Annotated in this window: 24 protein-coding genes; 14 read left to right on the forward strand and 10 right to left on the reverse strand. The window is 58.9% G+C overall.

Annotated elements, in window-relative coordinates:
- Positions 1-2: 2 nt before the first annotated feature.
- Entirely contained in the window at positions 3-1,589 is a 1,587-nt protein-coding gene (glgA, locus tag ACF0H7_RS15085) for a glycogen synthase GlgA (protein WP_397453529.1), read from the reverse strand.
- A gap of 289 nt (positions 1,590-1,878) precedes the next feature.
- A complete protein-coding gene (locus ACF0H7_RS15090; RefSeq protein ID WP_397454101.1) occupies positions 1,879-2,208 on the reverse strand; it encodes a hypothetical protein in 330 nt (109 codons plus the stop codon).
- Between the two features lie 397 nt (positions 2,209-2,605).
- Here ACF0H7_RS15090 and gnd point away from each other — a divergent pair, with 397 nt between their 5' ends.
- The 4 genes from gnd to ACF0H7_RS15110 all read left to right on the forward strand — a co-directional run bounded on the left by gnd (position 2,606) and on the right by ACF0H7_RS15110 (position 7,856).
- Entirely contained in the window at positions 2,606-3,607 is a 1,002-nt protein-coding gene (gene gnd / locus ACF0H7_RS15095; RefSeq protein WP_397453902.1) for a phosphogluconate dehydrogenase (NAD(+)-dependent, decarboxylating), read from the forward strand.
- Complete coding sequence (gene zwf / locus ACF0H7_RS15100) at positions 3,607-5,136, forward strand: glucose-6-phosphate dehydrogenase (RefSeq protein WP_397453530.1); 1,530 nt, start codon at positions 3,607-3,609, stop codon at positions 5,134-5,136. Before gnd ends, zwf begins: the two co-directional genes overlap by 1 nt.
- Complete coding sequence (locus tag ACF0H7_RS15105; RefSeq protein WP_397453531.1) at positions 5,133-5,951, forward strand: HAD family hydrolase; 819 nt, start codon at positions 5,133-5,135, stop codon at positions 5,949-5,951. The genes zwf and ACF0H7_RS15105 overlap by 4 nt, the downstream gene beginning before the upstream one ends.
- Before the next feature lie 78 nt (positions 5,952-6,029).
- Positions 6,030-7,856, forward strand: a complete 1,827-nt coding sequence (locus ACF0H7_RS15110; protein ID WP_397453532.1) for a glycoside hydrolase family 15 protein — start codon at positions 6,030-6,032, stop codon at positions 7,854-7,856.
- Here ACF0H7_RS15110 and alkB read toward each other — a convergent pair.
- The 3 genes from alkB to ACF0H7_RS15125 are packed head-to-tail and all read right to left on the reverse strand — an operon-like array spanning position 7,853 to position 9,067.
- Positions 7,853-8,542, reverse strand: coding sequence for a DNA oxidative demethylase AlkB (gene alkB, locus ACF0H7_RS15115; protein WP_397453533.1), 690 nt, complete (start codon positions 8,540-8,542; stop codon positions 7,853-7,855). The two genes, ACF0H7_RS15110 and alkB, sit on opposite strands and share 4 nt — an antisense overlap.
- 13 nt (positions 8,543-8,555) lie before the next feature.
- The gene (locus ACF0H7_RS15120; protein WP_299833236.1) at positions 8,556-8,735 is read right to left on the reverse strand and encodes a hypothetical protein; all 180 of its coding nucleotides are present in this window, start codon (positions 8,733-8,735) and stop codon (positions 8,556-8,558) included.
- 26 nt (positions 8,736-8,761) lie between these two features.
- Entirely contained in the window at positions 8,762-9,067 is a 306-nt protein-coding gene (locus ACF0H7_RS15125) for a DUF1883 domain-containing protein (RefSeq protein WP_397453534.1), read from the reverse strand.
- 164 nt (positions 9,068-9,231) lie between these two features.
- On the opposite strand from ACF0H7_RS15125, the gene ACF0H7_RS15130 reads away from it, so the two are divergent.
- On the forward strand, positions 9,232-9,588 hold the full coding sequence (locus tag ACF0H7_RS15130) for a hypothetical protein (RefSeq protein ID WP_397453535.1): 357 nt from the start codon (positions 9,232-9,234) through the stop codon (positions 9,586-9,588).
- 24 nt (positions 9,589-9,612) lie between these two features.
- On the opposite strand, the gene ACF0H7_RS15135 is transcribed toward ACF0H7_RS15130, so the two are convergent.
- A complete protein-coding gene (locus tag ACF0H7_RS15135) occupies positions 9,613-9,804 on the reverse strand; it encodes a hypothetical protein (RefSeq protein ID WP_397453536.1) in 192 nt (63 codons plus the stop codon).
- A 293-nt stretch (positions 9,805-10,097) separates the two neighbouring features.
- On the opposite strand from ACF0H7_RS15135, the gene galU reads away from it, so the two are divergent.
- The 3 genes from galU to ACF0H7_RS15150 all read left to right on the forward strand — a co-directional run bounded on the left by galU (position 10,098) and on the right by ACF0H7_RS15150 (position 16,159).
- Positions 10,098-10,943, forward strand: coding sequence for a UTP--glucose-1-phosphate uridylyltransferase GalU (gene galU / locus ACF0H7_RS15140; protein ID WP_397453537.1), 846 nt, complete (start codon positions 10,098-10,100; stop codon positions 10,941-10,943).
- 150 nt (positions 10,944-11,093) lie between these two features.
- On the forward strand, positions 11,094-12,452 hold the full coding sequence (gorA, locus tag ACF0H7_RS15145; protein ID WP_397453538.1) for a glutathione-disulfide reductase: 1,359 nt from the start codon (positions 11,094-11,096) through the stop codon (positions 12,450-12,452).
- A gap of 86 nt (positions 12,453-12,538) precedes the next feature.
- On the forward strand, positions 12,539-16,159 hold the full coding sequence (locus ACF0H7_RS15150) for a GAF domain-containing protein (RefSeq protein ID WP_397453539.1): 3,621 nt from the start codon (positions 12,539-12,541) through the stop codon (positions 16,157-16,159).
- On the opposite strand, the gene ACF0H7_RS15155 is transcribed toward ACF0H7_RS15150, so the two are convergent.
- Complete coding sequence (locus ACF0H7_RS15155; RefSeq protein WP_397453540.1) at positions 16,160-17,173, reverse strand: DNA-binding protein; 1,014 nt, start codon at positions 17,171-17,173, stop codon at positions 16,160-16,162.
- A 178-nt stretch (positions 17,174-17,351) separates the two neighbouring features.
- Between ACF0H7_RS15155 and ACF0H7_RS15160 the strand changes: the two genes are divergently transcribed.
- The 3 genes from ACF0H7_RS15160 (at position 17,352) to ahpF (ending at position 20,663) form a co-directional block, all read left to right on the forward strand.
- Positions 17,352-18,311 carry a site-specific integrase gene (locus tag ACF0H7_RS15160; protein WP_397453541.1) on the forward strand — a complete coding sequence of 320 codons (960 nt, stop codon included), beginning with the start codon at positions 17,352-17,354 and terminating at the stop codon, positions 18,309-18,311.
- Between the two features lie 102 nt (positions 18,312-18,413).
- Complete coding sequence (gene ahpC / locus ACF0H7_RS15165) at positions 18,414-18,977, forward strand: alkyl hydroperoxide reductase subunit C (RefSeq protein WP_397453542.1); 564 nt, start codon at positions 18,414-18,416, stop codon at positions 18,975-18,977.
- A 123-nt stretch (positions 18,978-19,100) separates the two neighbouring features.
- Positions 19,101-20,663: an alkyl hydroperoxide reductase subunit F gene (gene ahpF, locus ACF0H7_RS15170; RefSeq protein ID WP_397453543.1), complete on the forward strand. Its 1,563-nt coding sequence runs from the start codon at positions 19,101-19,103 to the stop codon at positions 20,661-20,663.
- A 73-nt stretch (positions 20,664-20,736) separates the two neighbouring features.
- On the opposite strand, the gene gloA is transcribed toward ahpF, so the two are convergent.
- The gene (gene gloA, locus ACF0H7_RS15175; RefSeq protein ID WP_397453544.1) at positions 20,737-21,258 is read right to left on the reverse strand and encodes a lactoylglutathione lyase; all 522 of its coding nucleotides are present in this window, start codon (positions 21,256-21,258) and stop codon (positions 20,737-20,739) included.
- Positions 21,259-21,411: 153 nt separating this feature from the next.
- Between gloA and ACF0H7_RS15180 the strand changes: the two genes are divergently transcribed.
- A complete protein-coding gene (locus ACF0H7_RS15180) occupies positions 21,412-21,963 on the forward strand; it encodes a DUF4946 domain-containing protein (protein WP_397453545.1) in 552 nt (183 codons plus the stop codon).
- A gap of 534 nt (positions 21,964-22,497) precedes the next feature.
- Here the strand turns inward: ACF0H7_RS15180 and ACF0H7_RS15185 are convergent.
- Both ACF0H7_RS15185 and ACF0H7_RS15190 read right to left on the reverse strand, forming a co-directional pair.
- The gene (locus ACF0H7_RS15185) at positions 22,498-22,860 is read right to left on the reverse strand and encodes a histone-like nucleoid-structuring protein, MvaT/MvaU family (RefSeq protein ID WP_397453546.1); all 363 of its coding nucleotides are present in this window, start codon (positions 22,858-22,860) and stop codon (positions 22,498-22,500) included.
- Positions 22,861-23,236: 376 nt separating this feature from the next.
- The gene (locus tag ACF0H7_RS15190) at positions 23,237-24,337 is read right to left on the reverse strand and encodes a tetratricopeptide repeat protein (RefSeq protein WP_397453547.1); all 1,101 of its coding nucleotides are present in this window, start codon (positions 24,335-24,337) and stop codon (positions 23,237-23,239) included.
- Between the two features lie 272 nt (positions 24,338-24,609).
- Here ACF0H7_RS15190 and lexA point away from each other — a divergent pair, with 272 nt between their 5' ends.
- Entirely contained in the window at positions 24,610-25,239 is a 630-nt protein-coding gene (gene lexA, locus ACF0H7_RS15195) for a transcriptional repressor LexA (RefSeq protein ID WP_397453548.1), read from the forward strand.
- Positions 25,239-25,856, forward strand: coding sequence for a translesion DNA synthesis-associated protein ImuA (gene imuA / locus ACF0H7_RS15200; protein WP_397453903.1), 618 nt, complete (start codon positions 25,239-25,241; stop codon positions 25,854-25,856). Before lexA ends, imuA begins: the two co-directional genes overlap by 1 nt.
- The last annotated feature ends 7 nt before the right edge of the window (positions 25,857-25,863 follow it).

Below are 25,863 nucleotides of genomic sequence, written 5' to 3' on the forward strand. Positions count from 1 at the left end.
CCTTAATTATGTGCGGTAGCACCTGCGTTGGTTTTCAGCAGCTCCTGATACAGCTCGGCGTAGGGCTCCACGGCCTGATGCCAGTTGAACGGGGCTGCCATCGCGCGGCAACGCATGGCATTGAGCAACTCCGGGTTGGCGAAGACCTTGAACGCCCGCGTCAGCGCCTCGGAATAGCTTTCAACGGTCGACTCATTAAACAGAAAACCGGTCAGGCCATCTTCGATGGTGTCCGCCAAACCGCCCGTGTTACGCGCCACTGGCAACGAACCAAAGCGCTGGGCATACATCTGGCTCAAGCCGCACGGCTCGTAACGCGATGGCATCAGCAAAAAGTCACTGCCGGCAAACATGCGACGCGCGTCAGTTTCGTTGAAGCCAATGCGCACACTGATCTGGCCAGGAAAGCGCAGGGCCAGTTCGCGCATGGCGTCTTCTTCCTCAGGCTCGCCGCGACCAATGATCGCGATTTGCCCGCCCTCGTTGACGATCTGTTCAGCCACGCCGATGGTCAAGTCCAGGCCTTTCTGGAACACCAGGCGCGAGACCACGGCGAACAATGGGCCCGTAGAAGGCTCGAGCTCGAACAACTCGCGAACGTGATCGGCGTTGATCTCTTTGCGTTGCCATTCGTTGGGTGCAAAGCGGCAGATCAGGTGTTCATCGGTGGATGCATCCCAACTGGCATCGATGCCGTTTGGAATGCCACTGAGCAGCCCCAGTTCGGCTTTGCTTTGCAGGAAGCCTTCAAGCCCGCAGCCGAATTCGGCGGTGGTGATTTCCTTGGCGTAGGTCGCGCTCACCGTAGTGATGTGGCTGGCGTACGCCATGCCGGCCTTGATGAACGAGAGCTTGCCGTAGAACTCCATGCCCTCGGCACCCAGTGCTTGATCGGGAATCCCCAGTTCACGGTTGCAGCCGGTGCTGACAGTGCCCTGATACGCCAGGTTGTGAATGGTGAAAATGGAGGGCGTGCTCTGACCGCGCCAGCTCATGTACGCCGGTGCCAGGCCTGCAGGCCAGTCATGGGCGTGAACCAGCTCAGGACACCATTGGGTCTTGACCAGGCCAGCGGCGAAATCTGCTGCGGCGAGGCCCAGGCGAGCGAAGCGGATGTGGTTATCGGACCAGTCGCGACCGTGATTGTCGCCGTATGGCGTGCCTTCGCGTTCGTACAATTCGGGGCAGATCAATACGTAAATGACCAGACCGTCTTTGGTGTCCATCCTGCCGATTTTGCACGGGGGCAGGGCAGCAAAGCCCCCCAGTTCGCTGATGATATGGATCGGGTTTCCGCTATTGATCACTTGTGGGTAACCGGGGATCAGCACGCGTACATCGTGAAGGTGGCGCATGGCGCGCGGCAGTGCGGCAGAAACATCACCCAGGCCTCCGGTTTTCACCAGATCAGCCATCTCCGAAGTCACAAACAGGATTTTTCTTCTGTTGGTCGGCGAGATGCTTGGCTGTGTAGGCGGTAATGGCAGCAGTGGAGCGCTCGTCGATGCGAAACCCTGCAGATGGGTCAGCTCGCTGGCCGGCTGGTTAAAACTCTCTCCCTTCTGGGTTTTGACAGCGGCGCTAATCATCTTTTTCTCCCATTCAATACAGTGTTGGTGCTGCACAAGATTTGTCGTTGGCCATGTCCTATGGCCAGGCACACAAGCACTACGCAAGATCAGTACCCATTTACCGGTTGCGTTGTCGCAGGACAGGGGGCAGAGCCAGAACTCGGGTCACGCGGATAGCTTAGGCTCTCTTTCATCATGACCCACTTGAGAAACTTAAAGTTTCGAGTTTTTTTTGCGAAGACGTCTGGCGTGCGGTTCAAGGGTTCAAGATTGTTCAACAATTGACAGATTAGATGGTATTTCCCACTTAGATAGTGATTTTCGGCTGCGCGCAAACGTGCAAACGGACTGCCTTGCCATTCGTCGGATTGTTCGACAATTTGCCAGTTTGGGCGGTGGCTGGCACAGAAAGGTACCGTGATCTCGAATGCCTCGAAAACGAACGCAGGAAATGCGGCGCCATTTCTCGGTGCAGGTTGAGTGGGTCAGGGGGCGTGGGTGACTTGTTTTTGGGCAGGGAATGCCCGGCATTGGGCAGCGGCAACAGGAGATCGGTGGCATGCCTCAATTGCCGCATCAGGCCGATCAGCAACTGAGTCATGGACTCGCCGGCTTCCGAGACGTTGGACTCGAACATGACGAAGATGACGCTTTGGGACAACTCCTGGGTGTAAGAAAACGCTGCCACCCAAGTAACGCTAACTCAGTGTGCGCAGTGGAACGTTGCGGCGCATGGCCGGTCCGACCTATCAGGACCAGGACCCTGGGGGGGGGCGAGTCATTCGCCAGGACTCCTTCGATGCGTTCGAAGGCGGGGTAACACGGCTACGCCCTCGACTGATGACGTTCAATCCAGGCCCCCTTTTAGGGCGTGATGACAGATTTTTCATTTTTTGGTGTCGCGAAGCTTTCTTGATCGCGACAATAGGCGGTATTGGCAGGCTCACCAGGCCCCCTGCCGTTGGCAAAACGGGTCCAGACTCTCTGGGCTAACCCTTTATGCGCTGCTGGGCTATAAGGTGAGGCACCCCTTTATTTGTGTTGAGGAGCACCACCACATGCAACTTGGGATTATTGGTTTGGGCCGCATGGGCGGCAATATCGCAAGACGGTTGATGCTCAACGATCACACGACCGTGGTCTACGACCGTGACGAGGCGTCCCGCGCGACCCTCGCCAAAGAAGGCTCGACCGCCGTCGCCGATCTGCCGGCGATGGTTGCCGCGCTGGATAAACCTCGGGCTATCTGGGTCATGCTGCCGGCTGGCGCCCCGACTGAAGAAACCATCGAGACCCTCAGCACACTGCTGGAGCCGGGCGATGTGATCATCGACGGTGGCAACACCTTCTATAAAGACGATATCCGCCGCGCGCAAAGCCTCACGCAAAAACAACTGCACTATATAGATGTGGGCACTTCCGGCGGTGTCTGGGGCCTGGAGCGTGGTTACTGCATGATGATCGGCGGCGACGCCGAGGTGGTGAAGCGTCTCGACCCGCTGTTCGACAGTCTGGCGCCGGGCCTGGGTTCGATCCCGCGCACCAAGGACCGTACCGCTACCGACGACCGTGCCGAGCGCGGCTACATTCACGCCGGTCCCGCCGGTGCCGGGCATTTTGTGAAGATGATCCACAACGGCATTGAATACGGAATGATGCAGGCCTTCGCCGAAGGTTTCGACATCCTCAAGACCAAGGGCTCGGAAAACCTGCCGGCAGATCAGCGTTTCGACCTCAACGTGGCGGACATCGCCGAAGTCTGGCGTCGCGGCAGCGTGGTCTCGTCCTGGTTGCTGGACCTGACCGCCGACGCACTGGCCACCGATCCGCAGCTGAACGCGTACTCCGGTTCGGTGGCGGATAGCGGTGAAGGGCGCTGGACCATCGAAGCGGCCATGGAGCAGTCGGTGCCGGTGCCGGTGCTGTCCAGTTCGTTGTTTGCCCGCTTCCGTTCCCGTCAACAGAGCACCTACGGCGATAAATTGCTGTCGGCCATGCGATTTGGCTTCGGTGGTCATAAAGAAGGACCAAAATAATGGGCCTGACGCGCACCAACTCCAAGCAAAAACCAGCCGTCGCACCTGCCACGACCCTGTTTCTGTTCGGGGCCCATGGTGACCTGGTCAAACGCCTGCTGATGCCGGCGTTGTATAACCTGAGCCGCGATGGCCTGCTGGGCGACGGCATTCACATCGTGGGCGTCGACCATAATGCGATCAGTGATGCCGACTTCGCCAAGAAGCTCGAGGACTTCATTCGCCAGGAAGCCGCTAGCAAAGTGGCTGAAGGTGGCGCGGAGCCGCTGGACCCGGAACTCTGGGCGCAACTGGCCAGCCGTATCAGCTACGTGCAGGGTGATTTTCTCGACGATTCCACCTACAGCGACATCGAGAAAAAAATCCAGGCCACCGGCACCGGCAACGCAGTGTTCTACCTGGCCACGGCACCGCGCTTTTTCAGCGAAGTCGCAAAACGCCTGGGCTCTTCGGGATTACTGGTGGAAACCGATGATGCGTTCCGTCGGGTGGTAATCGAAAAACCCTTCGGTTCGGATTTGCCCAGCGCCGTTGCGTTGAACGCCTGTTTGCTCAAGGTGATGTCGGAGAAGCAGATCTACCGCATCGACCATTACCTGGGCAAAGAGACGGTGCAGAACATTCTGGTCAGCCGCTTCTCCAACGGGCTGTTCGAATCGTTCTGGAATAACCACTACATCGACCACGTACAAATCACCGCTGCGGAAACGGTCGGGGTTGAAACCCGTGGCAGTTTCTACGAACACACCGGCGCGCTGCGTGACATGGTGCCCAACCATTTGTTCCAACTGCTGGCGATGGTGGCGATGGAACCGCCGGCGGCTTTTGGTGCCGATGCGGTTCGCGGCGAGAAGGCCAAGGTGATCGGAGCCATTCGCCCTTGGTCGGAAGAGGAAGCGTTGGCCAACTCGGTGCGCGGTCAGTACACCGAAAACACCATCGCAGACAAAGACGTCGCAGGCTATCGGCAAGAACCCAACGTCTCACCGGAGAGCTGCACCGAGACCTACGTCGCGCTCAAAGTCATGATCGACAACTGGCGCTGGGTCGGCGTGCCGTTCTACCTGCGCACTGGCAAACGCCTGAGCGCACGCGACACCGAGATCGCCATTTGCTTCAAACCGGCGCCCTATGCGCAATTTCGTGACACCGAAGTCGACGCCCTCAAACCCAACTACTTGAACATCCAGATCCAGCCGAACGAAGGCATGTGGTTCGATCTGCAAGCCAAGCGTCCGGGGCCGACCCTGGACACGCAAAACGTTGAATTGGGCTTTGCCTACAAAGACTTCTTTGAAATGCAACCGTCTACCGGTTACGAAACGCTGATCTATGACTGCCTGACCGGTGATCAAACCCTGTTCCAGCGCGCCGATAACATTGAAAACGGCTGGCGTGCGGTGCAGCCGTTCCTCGATGCCTGGGCCAAGGGTTGCAGCCTTGATCACTACCAGGCGGGCAGCGAAGGTCCGGAGGCGGCGGATGAGTTGTTGGCCCGCGACGGCCGCGAATGGCGCAGTCTCGGATGAACGAACCCGCGCAGTCCCTCATCCGCTTTCTGTTGTCCGACATCGACGGCACGTTGTTGCGTCCCGACCACAGCTTGAGTGAAGCGAATATCGAGGCGATCAGGCAATTGCGCGCTGCTGGTATTCATTTCACCCTGGCCAGCAGTCGACCGCCGCGCGCCATGCGCCAGCAGATCGAGGCGTTGGGCATCGATCTGCCGACGGTGGCGTTCAACGGCGGCAACATCATCAATCCCGACGGCAGCCTGCTCTCGGCGCATCGCATTCCCCAGGCGGCCGCGATGGCCAGCCTGGCGATGTTCGAAGGGCAGGACTGTTCGGTCTGGGTGTTCGCCGATGATCAGTGGTTGCTGCGCGACCTCAACGGCGCTTACGTCGAGCATGAGCACCACACATTGGGTTATGACCCGGTGCTGGTGCTCAGCTTCGAACCGTACCTGGATCGCATCGACAAAATCGTCGCCGCCAGTGCCGATCACGAGCTGCTGAAACGCCTGGAAGCGCAGCTGAATCCGCAGATCGAGGGTCAGGCCCTGGCGTCGCGGTCGCAGATGTACTATCTGGACGTCAACGCGGTGGACGCCAATAAAGGCACGGCGCTGGTGACGTTGGCCGAGCACCTTGGGTTGCCACTGGCGCAGTGCGCTGCCATCGGCGACGGCGGTAACGACATATCCATGTTCCGTCAGGCAGGGCTGTCGATCGCCATGGGGCAGGGCGAGGAGAGCGTGCGCAGTCAGGCGAATTACATCACCGACAGCAACCTCGACGATGGGCTGGCGCACGCCATTCGGCGCTACCTGCTGCCCAGGTGATTGATCCTTTTGACGGGCCTGGCGCAGACAGGCCCGTTTTCCGAACACTCATTCACTGACCTTTCGGATACCTGTGCCATGGCTGCATTGATTGAAGACTACGCAGTGCTCGGCAATTGCAAGACTGCCGCGCTGGTCGCAAAAGATGGCTCGCTGGATTGGCTCTGTTTCCCCCGCTTTGATGCCCCGGCTTGCTTCGCCGCTTTACTCGGCGACAGTGATAACGGGCGCTGGAAAATCAGCCCGTCCGCGCCGGTCAACCGCAGCGAGCGCCACTACCGTGAGGGCACGCTGATTCTGGAAACGCTGTTCGAGACTGACAACGGTCGTGCATTGCTGATCGATTTCATGCCAGTCGAGACTGCCAGCAGCGTGGTACGGATCGTGGTCGGTCTCGAAGGTCGCGTTGAGTTCGACATGGACCTGGCCATGCGCTTCGATTACGGCAGCAGTGTGCCGTGGGTAGAGATGAAAGACCCGCACACGCTGACCGCCGTCGCCGGTCCCGAGATGTTGATCCTGCACACACCGACACCTCTGCACGCGCTGGATCATCACACTGGCGCCCATTTTGCGGTCGAACCGGGCGAGCGCAAGGTCTTCGTGCTCAGCCATCAACCTTCGACCCAAGGCGTGCATGCGGGCATCGACGGTGAGCAGGCGCTGAAACACACCGAACAATTCTGGCTGACGTTTTCCGAGCGCTGTCCGGAGGTCGGTGAGTGGTCGGCAGCGGTCAAACGTTCGCTCATCACCCTCAAGGCACTGACCTACGAACCCACCGGCGGCATCGTCGCCGCCGTGACCACCTCGTTGCCTGAGCAACTGGGTGGCGAACGCAATTGGGATTACCGCTTCTGCTGGCTGCGCGACGCCACCATGACCTTGTTGGCCTTCATGAACCTCGGTTACTACGAAGAGGCCGAGGCCTGGCGCGCCTGGTTGCTGCGCTCGGTGGCGGGTAACCCAGAACAGATTCAGATCATGTACGGTCTGGGTGGCGAGCGTCGTTTGCCGGAGTACGAATTGCCCTGGCTCAGCGGCTATGAACAGTCGCAGCCGGTGCGGATCGGCAACGCTGCCGCGACGCAAGTGCAACTGGACGTGTTCGGCGAAGTCGCCGATGCGATGAATCACGCGGCCAAAGGCGGTCTGCCCCGGCCGGCGCGCAGTGCGGCGATTATCAAGGTGATCATGCCGTTTCTGGAAAAAGTCTGGCACCAGCCGGACAAGGGCATTTGGGAAATTCGCGCCGACGCCCGGCACTTCACCCATTCCAAAGTCATGGCCTGGGTCGCTTTCGATCGCAACGCGCAGTTTGCCCTCGAGAGCGCAAAAACCGACGAAGAACGCCAATGGGCTGCGCATTACCGCGCGGTGGCTGACGAAGTGCACGCCGATGTCTGCCGTCATGGCTTTGATCCCGAGCTGGGCAGCTTCGTCCAGACCTATGGCGCCAAAGCGCTGGATGCCAGCCTGCTGCAGATTGCCTTGACCGGCTTTTTACCCGCCGACGATCCACGAGTGATCGGCACCGTCACCGCCATCGAAAATAACCTGATGCAAGACGGCTTGCTGCTGCGCTACGACGCCGATCGCACGGCGGATGGCGTCGCGGGCAGCGAAGGCACCTTTCTGGTGTGCTCGTTCTGGTTGGCAGACGTGTACGTCTTGCAAGGGCGCCATGACGATGCACGAGCATTGTTCGACCGGTTGTGCGGCCTGTGCAACGACGTCGGGTTATTGGCCGAGCAATACGATCCGCGAGCCAAACGCATGCTCGGCAACTTCCCCCAGGCGTTCAGCCATATCGGCATTATCAACACCGCGCTGAATCTGCACCGGGCGCAGTGCCCGGCGAAGGCGCGGGCGGGTGGGCAGGGGGAGAGTGAGCGCTCGGTTTAATCCGCCTTACGAAAGGTAAAATTAATCCGCTGCTCACCCAGCAACGAATGATCCGCCTGCTTCAACGGCAGGATGCCGTGATAGCGCAGGCGGTCTTCGCCGCCCCAGACCACCACGTCGCCATGAAACAGCGGGATGCGTTGGCTGGGGTCGCTGCGTTGATCGCCGCCGAACAGGAACATGGCCGGGATGCCCAGCGATATCGAGACCACCGGCCATTCATAGCTGTGTTCGTTTTTGTCCTGGTGCATCGACATCTTTGCGCCGGGGACGTACCGGTTAATCAAGCAGGCGTCGGGAATGAAGCCCGGAAATCCCGCTTCGGCAGCGGCTGTCTCGGCCAGTTGTCTGAATACTTCAGGCATGTCTGGCCACGCCTGGCCCGTCTGCGGATCGGTCTCGGTGTAGCGATAACCGCTGCGATCGGTGACCCAGCCCAGTCGACCGCAACTGCTCAACGCAGCCGACATGGTAAAGCCACCGGGTGTGATCATGTGCCGGAAGGGCGATTGGCTCAGGACCTGTTGCAAGGCCGGCAGCAATTGCTCGACCAGCGGCAGGGCAAAGCCGCGCAGGACAAACGAGCGCGGGCCGATCTGTTCGGTGCGTGGCGCTTGCGGGGCGTCATCGGCGAACAGATCGAAGGTGGCGGGGTCTGAGCCTTGGCGTCGGATCATGGTCGGCATTTGCGCGTGCGGATTACAGCGCTTTGCTCACTTTGACGTCAGTGATCTTGTCGTCGCTGCCGCTGTGCATTTTTTCCAGGGTTGCTGTAGCTTCTTCGGCCGAGGCCGATTGCAACTGGGCGAACTCAAAGCGGCGCTCGCCATTCAACTTGTAGCTGATGGCGTATTTGGTGGTAGCAGTCGGTGTGCTCACAAAACGGTTCCTTTCCTGACGCGGTATCAGCTCAAGCGCGAAGCCGAACGACGAACGATTTTGATCGTATGAGTGAAGGCGGGCTTGCGACCACCGCCCGTGTCGGCTTTACGCCCTGCGGTGTCTATGGTGATGTTCCAGAAACCGGTGCTCGGCGCAACGATCTTTGCCGGGAAACGGTCGAACGCGCCGCCGTGGTAGGTATGACGGCCGCCATTTTTGAAGCTGCGAAAGTTGGCATCGTTCATTAAACGGATGTTGCAGAGCTGGGAGCACTCGATGACGACGATGTCGTCTTCGTTGAGGTGCTCGCGCTGGTGAACAAATTTCATGGTGTCTCCGAAAAGGCTTTTTCTGCAAAATCAAAACGATAGCATGGGCGCGCTGGTATTTAGCCGCTATCCTCGGTTTTATTGCATTTATAGCTGATAAAAATACGTCAATAGGGATCTAATCGGGTCTCCGGGGGTCGTAGCTCTTTTTAATGGAGAATTGTATGAAATTGGCGGTTGTAGTTTTAGCCCTGGCGATGACTGGCTGTGCCAGCTTGCAAGACATCGAGCATTCACCGCCGACCTTGAGCGTGATTTCCGGCAAAAGCCCGCAAGCTTATGCCGATTGCATGGTGGCTAGACTCGCTAACAGTCGTAAACCGCCCGTGATCGAGCCCCATCATGGCGGACTGCGCATGATCGTCGCGCAAAAACTCAGTTCCGGTCCGGCGGCCGTGGTAATCATCGAAGAGCGCAGCAACAACGGCAGTTCGATCAAACTTTATGAGCAGTCGTACAACAATCCGCTGCGTTCCAAAGATGTACAGAACGCAGCGACGGTTTGCATCTCCGGCTCGTGATCAACGGCGGCCGCGCTGGATAAGTCAGGATTTGGGGCCGGAGCGGCGGCGGGCAGGGGCTTTGGGTTGATCCTGGAGCACGGCCGCTACGTCGGTGGCGGCGGCTTCCGAGGCAAACGGACCGGCAACGGCTTCGCCGCTGGCGTCCGACAACCACCACTGGCCATCCTTCAGTTTGCTGATCAGGTACCCGTTGACGCTTTTTGCTTCTGACATCTATCGGTCTCGTTGAATGACTCAAGTCGCGCATGATAAGCCGCGAGGGCGCCTGCGGGTACTACTTGCACATAATTCCTGCGCAATCAGACGCGCTCGGCTACGCTTGGTCTGGCCATCAATCGACAATGCCGCCGGTCTCGGGGAGACGTAATCTTGACGATTTTATGGAACTATCCGTGTACGAATTCCTCTACCTAGGCATGGGAAGGCCAGCAGGGGCATTGTAAGGTGACCGCCGCCTGATTAGACTGCGCCGAAAACAGCCACAGCCTTTTTTAATAAGGACTTATATGATCAAGAAATGCTTGTTCCCAGCAGCCGGTTACGGCACGCGCTTTTTGCCAGCCACAAAAGCCATGCCCAAGGAAATGCTGCCAGTGGTCAACAAACCGCTGATCCAGTACGGCGTGGAAGAAGCACTTGATGCAGGTTTGAGCCAAATCTCCATCGTTACTGGTCGTGGCAAACGCGCACTGGAAGACCACTTCGACATCAGCTACGAGCTGGAACACCAGATCAAAGACACCGATAAGGAAAAATACCTGGTCGGTATTCGTCGCCTGCTCGACGAGTGCACCTTCTCTTACACCCGTCAAACCGCGATGAAAGGTCTGGGTCACGCGATCCTCACCGGTCGTCCACTGATCGGCAACGAAGCGTTCGCCGTGGTGCTGGCGGATGACCTTTGCGTAAACCTGGAAGGCGACGGCGTTCTGGCGCAAATGGTCAAGTTGTACAACCACTACGGTTGCTCGATCGTGGCGATCCAGGAAGTTGACCCGCAGGAAACCAACAAGTACGGCGTTATTGCCGGCGACCTGATCGATGAAAAGCGTGGCGTGTACCGCGTCACCAACATGGTTGAAAAGCCGAAGCCGGAAGATGCGCCATCGAACCTGGCGATCATCGGTCGTTACATCCTGACGCCGGACATCTTCAAGTTGATCGAAGAAACCGCGCCAGGCAAAGGCGGCGAAATCCAGATTACCGACGCCTTGATGAAGCAGGCGCAAGAAGGTCGCGTCATTGCCTACAAGTTCAAAGGCCAGCGTTTCGACTGCGGCGGCGCCGAAGGTTACATCGAGGCGACCAACTTCTGCTTCGAGCACTTCTACAAAACCGGCAAGGCTTACTGATTCAGTAACCCGCTGCGGTGTGTAAAACAAAGCCACCTTCGGGTGGTTTTGTTGTTTCTGGGGGGGGCAGACGCCGCGCCCCCCGTAGGCAGCTTTACTGACCAATCGCCACTTAGCGGTTATGCTGTCGCTCTGCCAATGGAGACAATAATGGCCTACGATTTCGATCTCTATGTAATTGGTGCCGGTTCCGGCGGTGTCCGCGCAGCACGCTTCTCCGCCGGTTTCGGCGCGCGGGTGGCGATTGCCGAAAGCCGTTATCTGGGCGGCACCTGCGTCAATGTCGGTTGTGTACCCAAAAAGCTGCTGGTGTACGGCGCGCATTACGCAGAAGACTTCGCTCACGCGGAAAGTTTTGGCTGGTCAGCCGGCAAGGCCGAGTTTGATTGGTCGACGTTGATCAACAATAAAAACCACGAAATTCAGCGCCTCAATGATGTGTATCGCAGCCTGCTGACCAACAGCGGTGTCACCTTGCATGAAGGCCACGCCAAGCTGCTGGATCCGCATCGGGTAGAAATCAACGGTCAGGTCTACAGCGCCGAGCACATCCTGATCGCCACTGGCGGTTGGCCGCAGGTGCCGGAGTTTCCTGGCTCCGAACACGCCATCACCTCGCAAGACGCCTTCTTCCTCGACACACTGCCCAAGCGCATCGTAGTCGTAGGTGGCGGTTACATAGCGGTCGAATTCGCTTCGATCTTCAACGGTCTCGGTGCCGACGTTACCCAGTTGTATCGCGGCGAACTGTTCCTGCGCGGTTTCGACGGTTCGGTGCGTGTGCACCTGAAAGAAGAGTTGATCAAGCACGGCATCGACTTGCAGTTCAACTCAGACATCGAGCGCATCGACAAGCAGGCCGATGGCAGCTTGCAGCTGTCGCTCAAGGATGGCCGTCAACTGAACACCGACTGCGTGTTCTATGCCACCGGGCGCCGGCCCATGGTCGACGACCTCGGTCTGGAAAACACTCAGGTCAAACTCGACAAAAACGGCTTTATTGCAGTCGACTCGCTTTATCAGACCAACGAACCGTCGATTCTCGCCCTGGGCGATATCATTGGTGGCGTGCAGTTGACGCCTGTGGCGCTGGCCGAAGGCATGGCGGTCGCCCGGCGCCTGTTCAAACCGGAGGCCTATCGTCCGGTGGATTACAACCATATTGCGACGGCGGTGTTCAGCTTGCCGAACATTGGCACTGTGGGCTTGACCGAAGAAGACGCAAGAAAAGCCGGTCACACGCTAAAGATTTTTGAAAGTCGCTTCCGCCCGATGAAGCTGTCGATGACCGACGACCAGGAACGCACCCTGATGAAACTGGTGGTCGACGCCGACACGGATCGAGTCCTCGGTTGTCACATGGTCGGCCCGGATGCCGGCGAAATCGTCCAGGGCCTGGCCGTTGCCTTGAAGGCCGGGGCGACCAAACAGATTTTCGATGACACGATTGGGGTACACCCAACCGCTGCCGAGGAGTTCGTGACGTTGCGCACGCCGGTTGCCAGTTAATGGCGTTTTAACGGCGAGACCTCACTCAAGACTCAGGACGAGACTTGAGCCTTGCAGAAGATATTTTCAGGACGTGGACCCTTTTCTTGAGCAGCCAACGGTTTTTGGCGACAACGCCCTGGAGTGAGCAAGAGCGGCTCGCTGCCCTTGCTCGCTTCAACATTCTGGACACCCCAGCGGAGCCCGCCTTCGATGAGATTGCCGCGCTAGCCGCGCAGTTGTGTGGCGTGCCGATGGCGCAGATCAACCTGATCGACGCCGATCGGCAATTCTCCAAAGCACAGTTCGGCCTGGCCGAAGGCGATAAACCCCGTGATCTATCGTTTTGTGCGCAGTCGATCCTCTCGCCCGCAGGGTTGGTGATCGATGATTTGCGCCTGGACTCACGCTTTGCTTCGCACCCCTTTGTGGCCGGGCCTCCGGGCGCGCGTTTTTATGCCAGTGCGTTATTGCTCAGTGACGAGGGTTTGCCGCTGGGCGCGCTGTGCGTACTGGACCTTCAACCCCGGCATTTGTCTGAACAACAGTTGGCGGGGCTGGCCATGCTCGCCCGGCAAGTGATGAGTCAGCTGGCGTTGCGCCGAGCGTTGCAACGTTGGTCCGAGGTCGCGGTCGACATTGACGAGCGCCAGCGCGCCAACCAACGGCAGGCGTTTTTGTTGCAGTTGAGTGATCGACTGCATGACACGGTCAGCGCCGAAGACGTGGTGTTGAACCTGGGGGAAAGCCTGGGCGACACGCTGGGCATTCAGCGCATCGGTTACGGCCGCTTCGACAGCCAGGGTTTGCTGGCGATTGAAAGTGAGTGGCTGCAAGGCGGGGCGCTCAGCAGTCGCGGCCTGCATCGACTCAGCGACTATGGCGAGGAGTTGCACCGGGTTCTGAGTCGCGGCGAGTCAGTGGTGATCGACGACGTATTGAACGACCCACGCACGGCCCGCGGGGCTCAGCGCTACACGGACTTTGCGATCCGCAGTCTGTTGATGGCGCCGCTGGCCAATGACGGGCCGTTCAACGCGCTGCTGTACATCAGCGCCGATCAACCCAGGCAGTGGTCGAACGAGGACATCGCCCTGGTTCGCGAAGTCGCGGATCGCACCCGCGCTGCCGAAGAGCGTGCTCGCGCGCAGAATGCGTTGCAGGAAGCCGAGCAGCGGGTCAGCCTCGCCAACTCCATCGCGGCGGTGGGGGTGTGGGAGTACAACATCAGCCGCAACGTTCTGCACTTTGATGCGCAGGCCCGGGCCATCGCCGGCTTGTCGAGCGAGCGGCTCAAACCGACGGTCGAAGATTTTCTGGCCAGGGTTCACCCCGACGACCGTAGCGCCCTGGTGCAGGACATCGCCGAAGCACTGGATGCGCGTTCCGCGGGTGATATCAGCCTTGACTTTCGCGTGCAGCCCGCCGCCGGTGGCTTGCCAAACTGGATTACCGTGCGTGGCCGGCGCATGCGCGAAAATGACGGCACCCTGCGCTTGATCGGTACCGCGCGGGATATTTCCGGTGAGCGCAACAACGAGGAAAACTTGCGGCGGATCAACGCGGTGCTGGAGAGCACGATCATCGAGCGCTCGCGTGGTGAACGTTTGCAGGCGGCGCTGCTGATTCTCGGGGATATGCTGCGCGACAAAACCGAAGGCGCGGACATTCGTCAGGCCGCCGGGCGGATTCTCGGCATGACCTTGAATATCGAGCGCGTCGCTTTCGCGTCGGTCGATGTCGAACGCAACAGTATCGATATTCACTGGGACTGGTTATTCGGCGCGACACCCAGCGTTGTCGGCACTTACCGCTTGAGTGAGTTTGGCGCGTTGCTCGACATGCTGCAACGCGGCGAGACAGTGGTGGTCAACGACACCCAACTGGATTCACGCACCGCGCAAGGCGATTGCGTACCGCAGGCACGAGGGGTCAGGGCGCTGATCAATGTGCCGCTGCTGGAGCATGGCGAACTGAGCACGGTGTTGCTGTTGCATGTCGCGGAGCCGCGGGTCTGGAGTGACGAGGAAGTCAGCTTTGTCCGCGAGATCGCTGATCGCAGTTGGTCGGCCATTGAGCGGGCGCGGGCCGAGCGGGCGCTGCGGGAAAGCGAACTGCAATTTCGCACACTGGCGGACAACATGAGCCAGTTGGCCTGGACCGCCCAACCTTCGGGGCACATTTATTGGTACAACAAACGCTGGTACGACTACACCGGCACCTCGCTGGAGGCAATGCAGGCGCTGGGCTGGCGCTCGGTGCATCATCCAGATCACTTCAAGCGGGTCACGGCGCGGGTCAAACATTGCTTCGCCACCGGTTCGGTGTGGGAAGACACTTTTCCGTTGCGTGGCAAAGACGGTCGCTATAGCTGGTTTTTATCCCGCGCCTTGCCGATTCGTGATGCTCAGGGCCACGTCACCCACTGGCTTGGCACGCACACCGACATTACCGCGCAGGTCAATGCCGAAGAGGCGCTGCGCGAGCTGAATGAGAGTCTGGAGCGGCGGGTGGCTGAGCGCACTCGGGAAATGGTGGTGATCAACGAGCTGCTGCAGGTCGAAATGAGCGAGCGCGAGAGCGCCGAAGAGGCCTTGCGTCACGCGCAGAAAATGGACGCTATCGGCCAGCTCACCGGTGGTATTGCCCATGACTTCAACAACATGTTGACCGGCGTGCTCGGTGCTCTGGACCTGATTCAGCGCCGGGTAGCGGCCGGGCGCGTGGGGGAAATCGACCGATACATCAACGCCGCCATGACCTCGGCCAATCGCGCGGCGTCATTGACCCATCGCCTGTTGGCGTTCGCCCGGCGCCAGTCATTGAACCCGCAAGCGGTGGACGTCAACCGGATGGTGATGTCGATGGAGGAGTTGCTGCGCCGTACCATCGGCGAAAGTATCGAGTTGCGTATCGATCTGCAGCCACAACTGTGGCAGGCCAATACCGACGAGCACCAATTGGAAAACGCACTGCTGAACCTGGTGATCAACGCGCGGGATGCGATGCCGGACGGTGGGCGGCTGGCGATCGGCACCAGCGTGGCCCGGATCGAAGTGCAGCAAGACACGCTGGCGCCGGGCGAGTATGTGCTGCTGACCGTCGAAGACAGTGGTTTTGGCATGTCGACCGATGTGCTCGACCGCGCCTTTGATCCGTTCTTTACCACCAAACCCATCGGCCAGGGCACGGGGCTGGGATTGTCGATGGTCTACGGGTTCATGAAGCAAACCGGTGGCCACGTGCAGATCGACAGCGTCGAGCAAGAAGGTACGCGCATTCACTTGTACTTGCCCTGTCATTTGCAGCAGGGCGAGCGGCACATGGCTGAGCCGGACACGCTGGGCACGCCACGGGCGGAGCAGGGTGAGCAGGTGTTGGTGGTGGAAGATGAAGTGGCGGTGCGCATGCTGGTCACCGATGTCTTGCGCGAGCTGGGTTACTCGACCCTGGAAGCCAGTGACAGCAAGACCGCGCTGCCACTGTTGCAGAGTTCGGCGCGGATCGATCTGTTGGTGAGTGACGTGGGGTTGCCGGGGCTTAACGGTCGGCAACTGGCGGAAATCGCCCGACAGTTTCGCCCGGATTTACGTGTGTTGTTCATGACCGGCTATGCCCGCACGGCCCAGGTGCGCTCAGACTTTCTCGATACTGGCATGGACATGCTGATCAAGCCGTTCACCATTGATGAACTGGCGCTGAAGGTGCGCAAGATGATTGAGGGGTAATCATCGGCGATTTGCATCGTTTGTGCTGGCTTCTTCACCGTGCGTATTATCTTCCTGCGTGGTCACTGCGGCCGCACGTTGCTGTTCCAGGGTCAATTGGGTTTTGATCAGTTCCACGTGCAGTGCTTGATGTGACTGCTGCTGTTGGCTCAGCGAGGTCTGCAATCGTTCGCTTTCAAGTTGCGCAATTTCCAGGTGCGCCTGCGCGCTCTGGTATCGCTTGCTGAGGCGCGTTGTTTCCTGTGCTGATTTGCTCAGCTGATCTTCCCGCGCCTGCAGCTCGCGCAGGGTGCTACGGGTTTCGCTCAGCAAGCGTTCGTTGTCGCGATTGAGCTGGGTGATTTCATCCTGGCGCACCATCGCGCTTTGCTGCGCCTGACGCAGCTCCATCTGCACCTGCTGCAATTGCCCTTCATGGCGACGTTGTTCCTGCTCGCGTTGTTCCTTGATTGCATTGCGATAGTGCTCCAGCGCGTCGCGGGCGTGCAGGTGTTTCTCTTCCAACGAACGAATCTGGCCGTCCTTGTCCTGCACCCGCAGTTCCAGGTCCTGTTGCGCCTGGAGCAGGCGTGCGGTGAGGGTTTGCTCGGCGTGCAAGGTTTGTCGCGTGTGCTCCAGCGCCTGGTTCTGACTGTTCAGTACTTCACTTTGCGCCGCGAATTTTTGCTGCAGGTCTGCCAGATGCAACTGAGAGAGAGCCAGGGTCTGGCGCAGCTCTTCTTGCTGCGAGTCAAACACCTCGCGCGCCTGCTCGACGGTTTCTTGTGCCTGTTCCTGAAGTCGCTGGGACAGGCGACTGACCAGCTCGCTCAATTCGTCGCCGATCTCAATCGGCGGCGTTGCCCGACGACTGTCCGCCTCATCCAGCTCTTTCAGGTAGCGATGGATGGTGGTTTTCGATCCGGTATTTCCCATCTCGATACGTACCGCATCAATGCTCGGGTGGTCACCGCGCGCCAGCAGCGCCATGCGTGCCGTCTGCACCACTGCCTTGTTTACACCGCCGCGCGCCATGTCATGCTCCTACGATTTCGTACTGTGGTATGTACCCTGTAATTACATACTATATCAATACAATAACTCACGCTTTATTTATGAAAAGACACGCGGGATATACTGGTATTATCCCGTGTCATAGGCATGAATCGGTTTTTAGCCGTGCTTTTCGGTACACCAATGGAATCTCCCCGCCATGAATGACATCGATCGCTATCTAGCGGCGGCCACCCGCGATAACACGCGGCGGAGCTACAAGGCGGCCATTGAGCACTTCGAAGTGACGTGGGGCGGGTTTCTGCCGGCAACCAGTGACAGTGTGGCGCGCTACCTGGCGGCGTACGCCGGGGTGTTATCGATTAACACCTTGAAACTGCGCCTGTCAGCGCTGGCGCAGTGGCACAGCAGTCAGGGTTTTCCCGATCCCACCAAGGCGCCGGTGGTGCGCAAAGTGTTCAAGGGCATTCGCGCGCTGCACCCCGCGCAAGAAAAACAAGCCGAACCGCTGCAGTTGCAACACCTGGAGCAGGTCGTTGGCCGGCTGGAGCAAGAGGCTGTCCAGGCGTTGAGCGAAGCGGATCAGCCCGCACTGCTGAGAAGCCGTCGCGACGCCGCGCTGATCCTGCTGGGGTTTTGGCGCGGTTTTCGCAGTGATGAGCTGTGCCGTCTACAGATCGAGCACGTGCAGGCGATTGCCGGCGCGGGCATCAGTCTGTACCTGCCGCGCAGCAAAAGTGACCGGGATAACCTCGGCAAAACCTATCAAACCCCGGCCTTGCAGCGCCTCTGTCCGGTGCAGGCTTACATCGAATGGCTCAATTGCGCTGCCTTGGTGCGCGGGCCGGTGTTTCGCGCCATTGATCGCTGGGGCAACTTGAGCGAGGAGGGCCTGCACGCCAATAGCATCATTCCGTTGTTGCGTCAGGCGCTGGAGCGCGCGGGAATTGCCGCCGAGCAGTACACCAGTCACTCGTTGCGTCGAGGCTTTGCCAGCTGGGCCCACCAAAGCGGCTGGGACCTCAAGTCCCTGATGAGCTACGTCGGCTGGAAGGACATGAAGTCGGCGCTGCGCTACGTGGAGGCGACACCGTTCAGGCTGAACCGCGACGACTCAGAGCTGTCACAGATTTCTTCTATTAATAGAGATCTCTTATAGTAAAAACGTATCAGCAGCATGAGCTTTGCCAATGAGCCTATGTCGTTGGTTTTACGTAAGATCCTTCCCATCAGATTCCCCAACCGTCAGGAGCTTCACCCGATGCCTATCATCAACAGCCAAGTCAAACCATTCAAAGCCACTGCCTACCGTAACGGCGACTTCGTCAGCGTTTCCGACGCTGACTTGAAAGGCAAGTGGTCTGTGGTGTTCTTCTACCCGGCTGACTTCACCTTCGTTTGCCCAACCGAGCTGGAAGACCTGGCTGACAACTACGCTGCGTTCCAGAAGCTGGGCGTTGAAATCTACAGCGTTTCGACCGACACCCACTTCGCCCACGCAGCCTGGCACAACACCTCGCCAGCCATCAGCAAAATCCAGTACACCATGATCGGTGACCCGACCCTGCAAATCTCCCGCAACTTCGACGTGCTGATCGAAGAAGCAGGTCTGGCTGACCGTGGCACCTTCGTGATCAACCCAGAAGGCCAGATCAAAATCGTTGAACTGAACGATGGCGGTGTAGGCCGTGACGCTTCCGAACTGCTGCGCAAAATCAAGGCTGCTCAGTACGTCGCTGCTCACCCAGGCGAAGTGTGCCCGGCTAAATGGCAGGAAGGCGAAGCTACCTTGGCTCCGTCGCTTGACCTGGTTGGCAAGATCTAAATCGCTATGAAGCAACTGAGGGCGCTGAGCTCTTAGCAAGTAAGCCGCATCGCCCTCATAAACGCCCGGGCGACCATCGCCTGGGCGTTGTTTTTTCTACGGTATGAACAGGAAATCGCCCGCATGTTGGACGCTAATCTAAAAGCTCAGTTGAAGTCGTACCTGGAACGGATCTCCCGTCCAATCGAAATCATCGCGTCCCTTGATGACGGCGCGAAATCCCAGGAAATGCTGGCGCTGCTCAAAGACGTGACCAGTCAGTCGGCGCTGATTACCTTAAAAGACGACGGCACCGATGCGCGTACTCCATCGTTCTCGTTGAACAGCCCGGGACAAGACATCAGCCTGCGTTTTGCCGGCATCCCGATGGGCCACGAATTCACCTCGCTGGTACTGGCGCTGCTGCAAGTCGGCGGTTACCCGTCCAAAGCCAGCGCAGACGCTATCGAACACGCCAAGTCGTTGACCGGCGCGTTCACGTTTGAAACCTACTTCTCCCAGACCTGCCAGAACTGCCCGGACGTGGTCCAGGCGCTGAACCTGATGGCGGTGCTGAACCCGAATATCAAGCACGTTGCCATCGACGGCGCGCTGTTCCAGGCTGAAGTCACTGACCGCCAGATCATGTCGGTGCCGAGCATCTACCTGAACGGTGAGCTGTTTGGTCAGGGCCGCATGGGTATCGAAGAAATCCTCGCCAAGCTCGACACCAGTGCCGGTGATCGCCAGGCCGACAAGCTCAACGCCAAAGAAGCCTTTGATGTGTTGGTGGTCGGTGGCGGCCCAGCCGGTTCGGCAGCAGCGATCTACGCAGCGCGTAAAGGTATCCGTACCGGCGTCGCGGCCGAGCGTTTCGGCGGTCAGGTGCTGGACACCATGGCCATCGAGAACTTCATCTCCGTGAAGCACACCGAAGGTCCACAACTGGCCGTGGCACTGGAAGAACACGTCAAGCAGTACGAAGTCGATATCATGAACCTGCAGCGCGCAGACAAGCTGGTTCCGGGCAAGGACGGCGAGCTGCATGAAGTGATCTTCGCCAATGGCGCGTCGCTCAAGTCCAAGACCGTGATTCTCGCCACCGGTGCAAGATGGCGTGAAATGAACGTCCCAGGCGAGCAGCAATACCGCAACAAGGGCGTTGCCTACTGCCCGCATTGCGACGGTCCGCTGTTCAAAGGCAAGCGCGTTGCCGTGGTCGGCGGCGGTAACTCGGGCGTCGAAGCAGCCATCGACCTGGCCGGTATCGTCAGCCACGTAACGCTGCTGGAATTCGACGTGCAACTGCGCGCCGACGCGGTGTTGCAGCGCAAGCTGTTGAGCCTGCCGAACGTCACCGTGTTGACCAATGCGCACACCCTCGAAGTGCTGGGCGATGGGCAGAAGGTCAACGGCCTGCGCTACAGAAACCGCTTGAACGATGAAGAACTCGGCGTCGAGCTGGAAGGTATCTTCGTGCAGATTGGTCTGCTGCCGAACACTGACTTCCTCAAAGGCACCATCGAGCTGTCACCCCGCGGCGAGATCATTGTCGATGCCCGTGGTGAGACCTCGATTCCCGGGATCTTCGCCGCGGGCGACGTGACCACCGTGCCGTTCAAGCAGATCGTGATTGCCCTGGGCGAAGGCGCCAAAGCCTCGCTGAGTGCTTTTGATCACCTGATCCGCACCTCGGCTCCCGAGTAAGTCGTGACGCTGCACAAAAAAATCCCTCTGTCATAGAGGGATTTTTTTTGTGTCTATTTTTCAACCGTTGCGATCAGAGTGGCGCAGGCTGAATGATCTCGACCCAATAGCCATCCGGGTCCTTGACGAACGCCAGGCTGTTCATGCGGCCGTCCGCCAGACGCTTCTGGAAGGGTACGCCGAGGCTTTCGAACCGTTCGCAAGCCGCCACCACGTCCGGCACCGAGATGCAGATATGGCCAAACCCGCGCGGGTCGGTGTTGCCATTGTGGTAGGCGAACGCCGGATCGTTTTCGGTGCCGTGGTTGTGGGTCAGTTCAAGAATACCGGGGATGGATTTCATCCAAAGGGTGCGCTCGGCCTTGTCCGCAGGAATCTGCGCCTTGTCCACCAGGGCGAGGAAGTACAGGCTGAATTCGGCTTCCTGGAAGTCACGTTTCTCCACCAGGCTGAAGCCCAGCACGCGGGTGTAGAAGTCCAGGGCGGCAGTGGCGTCCTTGACCCGCAACATGGTGTGGTTGAACACAAAGCCGTGTGTCGCAACGTCCGGTTCGGCGGTGACGCCGGCAAAGGTGTTCAGTTCGTGCAAGCTCATGGAAATCTCCGGTTCAGTGTTCGCTTAATGAGTGAATGATACGGGGCAGGGCGCCGAGTGCCAAACCTGTGTGTCAATAAATGACACAAGCGTCTTGTCCCCGGGGCGCGACAGGCTCAGACTTTCCGGTTCACATTCCGCGTGGTACCTATCATGATTTACCCGCACTACAGATCGTCGCTGCTGAGCCTGTGCATGCTGTTGGCCATGGGCAGCGCCCATGCCGACGACGCGATGATCACCTGGCCTGCCGGCTGGGAAGTCGAACCGCTGCCGCCGTTGGCCGCGGTCGAAGGGCAGCCCTCAATCCAGATGAGACAACGGGCGGTCAAAAATGATCAGAACGGTGATCCGCTGATGGTCATGGAGTTGACGCAGACGCGCCTTCAACCAGGTCATGAGGTCAACGTACAGGGCGTGCTGCTGGAAATGCGCAAGTCGATTCAGGTCAATTTTGCCCGTGGCGGTTTCCAGAGCGTATGCACCAAAGTGCATGAAGGGACGCTGAGCACGCTGCCCTCTGTGGAGACCACCTGCACCATCACCCAGAACGGTGGGCATGTGATGACGCAGACGCTGGTGGCGGCGGCTAACAAGGACACTGCGTGGGCACTTTCTTACGCCGGTTCTGCTGATGGCTATGTAGCAACGAAGGATGAAGTGCAGCACATTCGCGACAGCCTGCAACTAGTGGTGAGCCAGTAAAGGGCAGGGCGCTGGTCATGCCGGGGCCAAATCGCAGGCATAAAGAAGCCCGCCGAAGCGGGCATTGGGGCGCTAATCCTTTAGCAGCCTCCATCCTGTAAGAGTCCATGTGAAAAAAGTGTGAAGAAATATGTCATTTCCATGCGCGCCGCGACAGTTCGATGCGCGTGGCATCGTCTCCGTCACCGCATCAACACGCTAGTGGCAAAAGGCTTAACATTGAGCGCCTTGAGCGCAATCCATTGAAACAACACTAAACCACTTGATGCCATGGCGTAATCCGGTGTTGTTTTCTCATCTGCCCAGTCACCTTCCGGGTGGGTGAAACAGCGATGAGTAACAAGAGGCTACACCAAAGGAATAATCGGAATTAATTGTAAGAAATATTACCTTATAGATTTTTTTCGCATGTCCGGCATTATATATCACTCCTTTCCTGTCTGATCGCTGAACGAGGAGTGCATTGGTGAAACGGTAAAGTAACCAGGCAATAAAAAGCCCTGCAAGGCAGGGCTTTTAGTTACACCGCTCGGTTCAAGCGCGAAGCCAGGAGTCTACGGTATCGACGCCGTATTGCTCTTTCCAGGACTTCAGACCGCGGTGGTTACCACCTTTGGTTTCAATCAGTTCGCCGGTGTGCGGGTTTTGATAAACCTTGACCACGCGTGCACGACGACGCTTGATACCAGCAGGGGCGGCCTGTGGCAGCGAGCTTCTCGGGTCGAGGATGGCGACGATGTCGCGCAGGCTCTTGCCGTAGCTGCCCATCAAGGCCTGGAGCTTCTGTTCGAATTCGATCTCCTTTTTCAGTCCGGCGTCATTCTTCAAGGACTCCAGCTGAGCCAGCTGTTCTTGAAGGGCTTTTTCTGCTGCGCGAAACTCGGCAAGTCTGGACAAATAATGTTACTCCGACAGTGTAGTTGGCTGTTTACAGCCTGACAAAGCGATAAAACGAAAAGCTACTGGCCGATTCGATCCTTCAGTTCACTACCCAACCTCTGAGCGCTTTCTGATGATGAAGAAACTAACGGTCAGCGGTCAGTCACGTTCAAGTGAAGCGGTAGTTGTTAACCAGCTGCAGGTAAATCATGCACTTTTTTTTCGAGTTAGAAAATAGTCTTTATTGAATTGCCTATAGTAAAGATGGAATTGACACTTGTCCGAGCGGCTCATTCGCTGTCATCCCAGATGAAGCGCGCTGTAAGTAATTTCCGATATTAGCCGTGCGTCGGGAAACCTGAAGTGTCGGCAACAGGCTTCCCGCACGCAGGATTTACAGCCCCTGTTGCAGCGCGGGGTCGTCGGGGTTTTGTTGCTCCAGTTCCGCGAGCAGGATCTGGACCTTCTGCAACTGACCACTTTCCTGCCAGTAATGGATCAGCAGCACGCGGGCTGCACGATTGGCGGGCTGACGCTGGAGGATTTCTTCGAGTTGCTTCTGAGCTGCCTCTTGTTGCTCAAGCCCGTGCAAGGCGACCGCCAGGTCATAGCGGTAGGCATTGTTATCGGGCTCCAGCTCCAGCGACTTGGCTAATCCGAGCAAGGCATATTCGCTCTGGCCACGACTGAGCAGCCACATACCGAGTGCATGCTGCAGCAGCGCCGAGGTCGGATTGCGCTCCAGCAGCTGGCCAAACAGTTGGCGAGATTTGTCGATCTGCCCCTGTTTGTCGAGCAGGTTGATCTGCGCCAGGGCCGCTTGCAGATTGTTCGGTTCCAGGGCCAGTGCCTGCTCCAGTGCGGCGGCAGCTTTTTCCTTGTCGCCGGTGTGCAGGTAAAGCTTTGCTAGCTGCAGCTGGTCCTGGCTGGTGGTGGGCGATTGGGTGCTGAGCACGGTTTTATACTCTTCGACCACCTGCTCCAGCGTACTGAAATACAAGCCCACGTCATCGGGCGTAAGCCCCAGCATGGCTTTGGCGGCACTGAAACGAGTGGTTGGCTCTGAATCGCTGAGCAATGGCCCCAGCAGCACGCTGCATTGACTGCCGGACACCAGTTTGACGATGGCGTCGATGGCCGCCTGACGGGTCAGCGGGCCATCGATGTGCAGGGCCACGCCGGCAAACTTCAATGCCTGAGGACTGGGGTAGTTGGACAGTTCGAGCAACAGCCGGGCGCGACGGGTGTCCGTCAGGTCGGTACGGGCGAATTGCTGATACAGCACTCGCGCGGCCCCCGGTTTGCCGTTGTGCGCTTGTTCAATCGCGCGGCCGTAACTGATGGTGTGGACGGGGACAGGGGGAGCAGAGGGCGTACGCCACCAAACAAAAGCGCCGGCCAGCGTCAGGGTTACCAGCACGATGGAAGCGCCAAGACGCCATCGACGACGGACAGTGGGCTCGGTGGCGGAGCCGTGTAAAGGCGGTTTGGGCATAGCCGATTCCAGTGCATAACGGCTTGCAGCTTTACGGACCGAGGGGCGGCTGTCAAACCGCAATCGTTTCAATGCCGTCTTTGGCTAGTTCCGTGGCTCGGGCAAGGTCAGGTACATACTGCATTTTTTGTAGGAGCGAACTTGTTCGCGAGACAGTGTACCTGGCACACCGCATCAAACGGCTCGCCAACAAGTTGGCTCCTATAGACCACCGCGCCATCTGTGACAGTCTGATCAGAGGCTCTAGCCAGAAAATCGCGAAAGGAGTACAAATGTACTCCATGAGCATATTAAGCCCCAAACGTAGCGCCATCCTGACCTTTATTCGCGATCGCATCGTGCAGCAGGGTCAATCGCCGAGCCTCGCAGAAATCTCCGAGGCCTTCGGCTTTGCCTCGCGCAGCGTGGCGCGCAAGCACATTCTGGCCTTGACCGAGGCCGGTTTCATCGAGGTCACGCCGAATCAGGCGCGGGGTATCCGGCTGGTGACGCATTACTCCGGCAGTCGTCAGCGCCCCGAATTGCTGGAGATACCGGTACTGGGCCGCGTCGCCGCCGGTGCGCCGATCGGGCCTGATGTGGGTTTGCACGACACTCTGGTTCTGGATCGCGGGACTTTTTTCAAGGTGCCGGACTACCTGTTGCGGGTGCAGGGCGATTCGATGATCGAAGACGGTATCCTCGACGGCGATCTGGTGGGCGTGTTGCGCGATGCGCAGGCCAGGGACGGGCAGATCGTCGTCGCCCGGCTGGACGGCGAAGTCACCATCAAGCGCCTGGAACACCGCGCCGGCGAAATCCGTCTGCTGCCACGCAACCCAGCCTATGCACCGATCGTGGTCAGCCCCGACAAGGACTTCGCCATCGAAGGGGTGTATTGCGGCCTGGTCAGGCGCGAATGATGGGCGCGGTGGTCAGCCTCGACGCACTGCTGGACGAACGTCGGGTCTGGAAGGGACGGCCCGATGTGCAGCCCGTCAGTCCGCAACCCACGGGGCATGCCGCGCTGGATGCAGCATTGCCCACGGGCGGCTGGCCAGCGTCGGCCTTGAGTGAAATCCTGATTCCCGCCGATGGCAGCGGTGAGTTGCAACTGTTGTGGCCCAGCCTTGCGCGGTTGGCGAGCAGCGGCGAACGCATTGTGTTGGTCGCCCCGCCCTATGTGCCGTACCCACACGCCTGGCAGGCGGCCGGCATTGATCTGCGCTGGCTGATGATCGTCGACGCCACGTCCCGCGATGCACTTTGGGCTACCGAGCAATGCCTGCGCTCCGGCAGTTGCGGCGCGGTGTTGTGCTGGCCACAAAACGCCGATGACCGCGCCTTGCGTCGCTTGCAGGTGGCGGCGGAAACCGGCCAGACGTTGGCGTTCGCCTGTCGCCCGGCGCAGGCCGCTGCCAATCCGTCGCCCGCAGCGTTGCGCATTGCCGTCGACGTGCGCCCCCGGCAATGGCGGGTACTGAAATGTCGCGGCGGGCTGGCGCCGTCGTCGCCGATTCCGTTTTCGCTGGACGCCTGAGGCTTAT

This window comes from Pseudomonas sp. NA-150 (assembly GCF_044336365.1).
In the GTDB taxonomy this organism is placed as follows: domain Bacteria; phylum Pseudomonadota; class Gammaproteobacteria; order Pseudomonadales; family Pseudomonadaceae; genus Aquipseudomonas.

Coding starts and splice junctions, on each gene's coding strand:
- glgA (WP_397453529.1), bottom strand. CDS start 1,589: ATGATTAGCGCCGCTGTCAAAACCCAGAAGGGAGAGAGTTTTAACCAG.
- ACF0H7_RS15090 (WP_397454101.1), bottom strand. CDS start 2,208: ATGTTCGAGTCCAACGTCTCGGAAGCCGGCGAGTCCATGACTCAGTTG.
- zwf (WP_397453530.1), top strand. CDS start 3,607: ATGGGCCTGACGCGCACCAACTCCAAGCAAAAACCAGCCGTCGCACCT.
- ACF0H7_RS15105 (WP_397453531.1), top strand. CDS start 5,133: ATGAACGAACCCGCGCAGTCCCTCATCCGCTTTCTGTTGTCCGACATC.
- ACF0H7_RS15110 (WP_397453532.1), top strand. CDS start 6,030: ATGGCTGCATTGATTGAAGACTACGCAGTGCTCGGCAATTGCAAGACT.
- alkB (WP_397453533.1), bottom strand. CDS start 8,542: ATGCCGACCATGATCCGACGCCAAGGCTCAGACCCCGCCACCTTCGAT.
- ACF0H7_RS15125 (WP_397453534.1), bottom strand. CDS start 9,067: ATGAAATTTGTTCACCAGCGCGAGCACCTCAACGAAGACGACATCGTC.
- ACF0H7_RS15130 (WP_397453535.1), top strand. CDS start 9,232: ATGAAATTGGCGGTTGTAGTTTTAGCCCTGGCGATGACTGGCTGTGCC.
- ACF0H7_RS15135 (WP_397453536.1), bottom strand. CDS start 9,804: ATGTCAGAAGCAAAAAGCGTCAACGGGTACCTGATCAGCAAACTGAAG.
- galU (WP_397453537.1), top strand. CDS start 10,098: ATGATCAAGAAATGCTTGTTCCCAGCAGCCGGTTACGGCACGCGCTTT.
- gorA (WP_397453538.1), top strand. CDS start 11,094: ATGGCCTACGATTTCGATCTCTATGTAATTGGTGCCGGTTCCGGCGGT.
- ACF0H7_RS15155 (WP_397453540.1), bottom strand. CDS start 17,173: ATGGCGCGCGGCGGTGTAAACAAGGCAGTGGTGCAGACGGCACGCATG.
- ACF0H7_RS15160 (WP_397453541.1), top strand. CDS start 17,352: ATGAATGACATCGATCGCTATCTAGCGGCGGCCACCCGCGATAACACG.
- ahpC (WP_397453542.1), top strand. CDS start 18,414: ATGCCTATCATCAACAGCCAAGTCAAACCATTCAAAGCCACTGCCTAC.
- ahpF (WP_397453543.1), top strand. CDS start 19,101: ATGTTGGACGCTAATCTAAAAGCTCAGTTGAAGTCGTACCTGGAACGG.
- gloA (WP_397453544.1), bottom strand. CDS start 21,258: ATGAGCTTGCACGAACTGAACACCTTTGCCGGCGTCACCGCCGAACCG.
- ACF0H7_RS15180 (WP_397453545.1), top strand. CDS start 21,412: ATGATTTACCCGCACTACAGATCGTCGCTGCTGAGCCTGTGCATGCTG.
- ACF0H7_RS15190 (WP_397453547.1), bottom strand. CDS start 24,337: ATGCCCAAACCGCCTTTACACGGCTCCGCCACCGAGCCCACTGTCCGT.
- lexA (WP_397453548.1), top strand. CDS start 24,610: ATGTACTCCATGAGCATATTAAGCCCCAAACGTAGCGCCATCCTGACC.
- imuA (WP_397453903.1), top strand. CDS start 25,239: ATGGGCGCGGTGGTCAGCCTCGACGCACTGCTGGACGAACGTCGGGTC.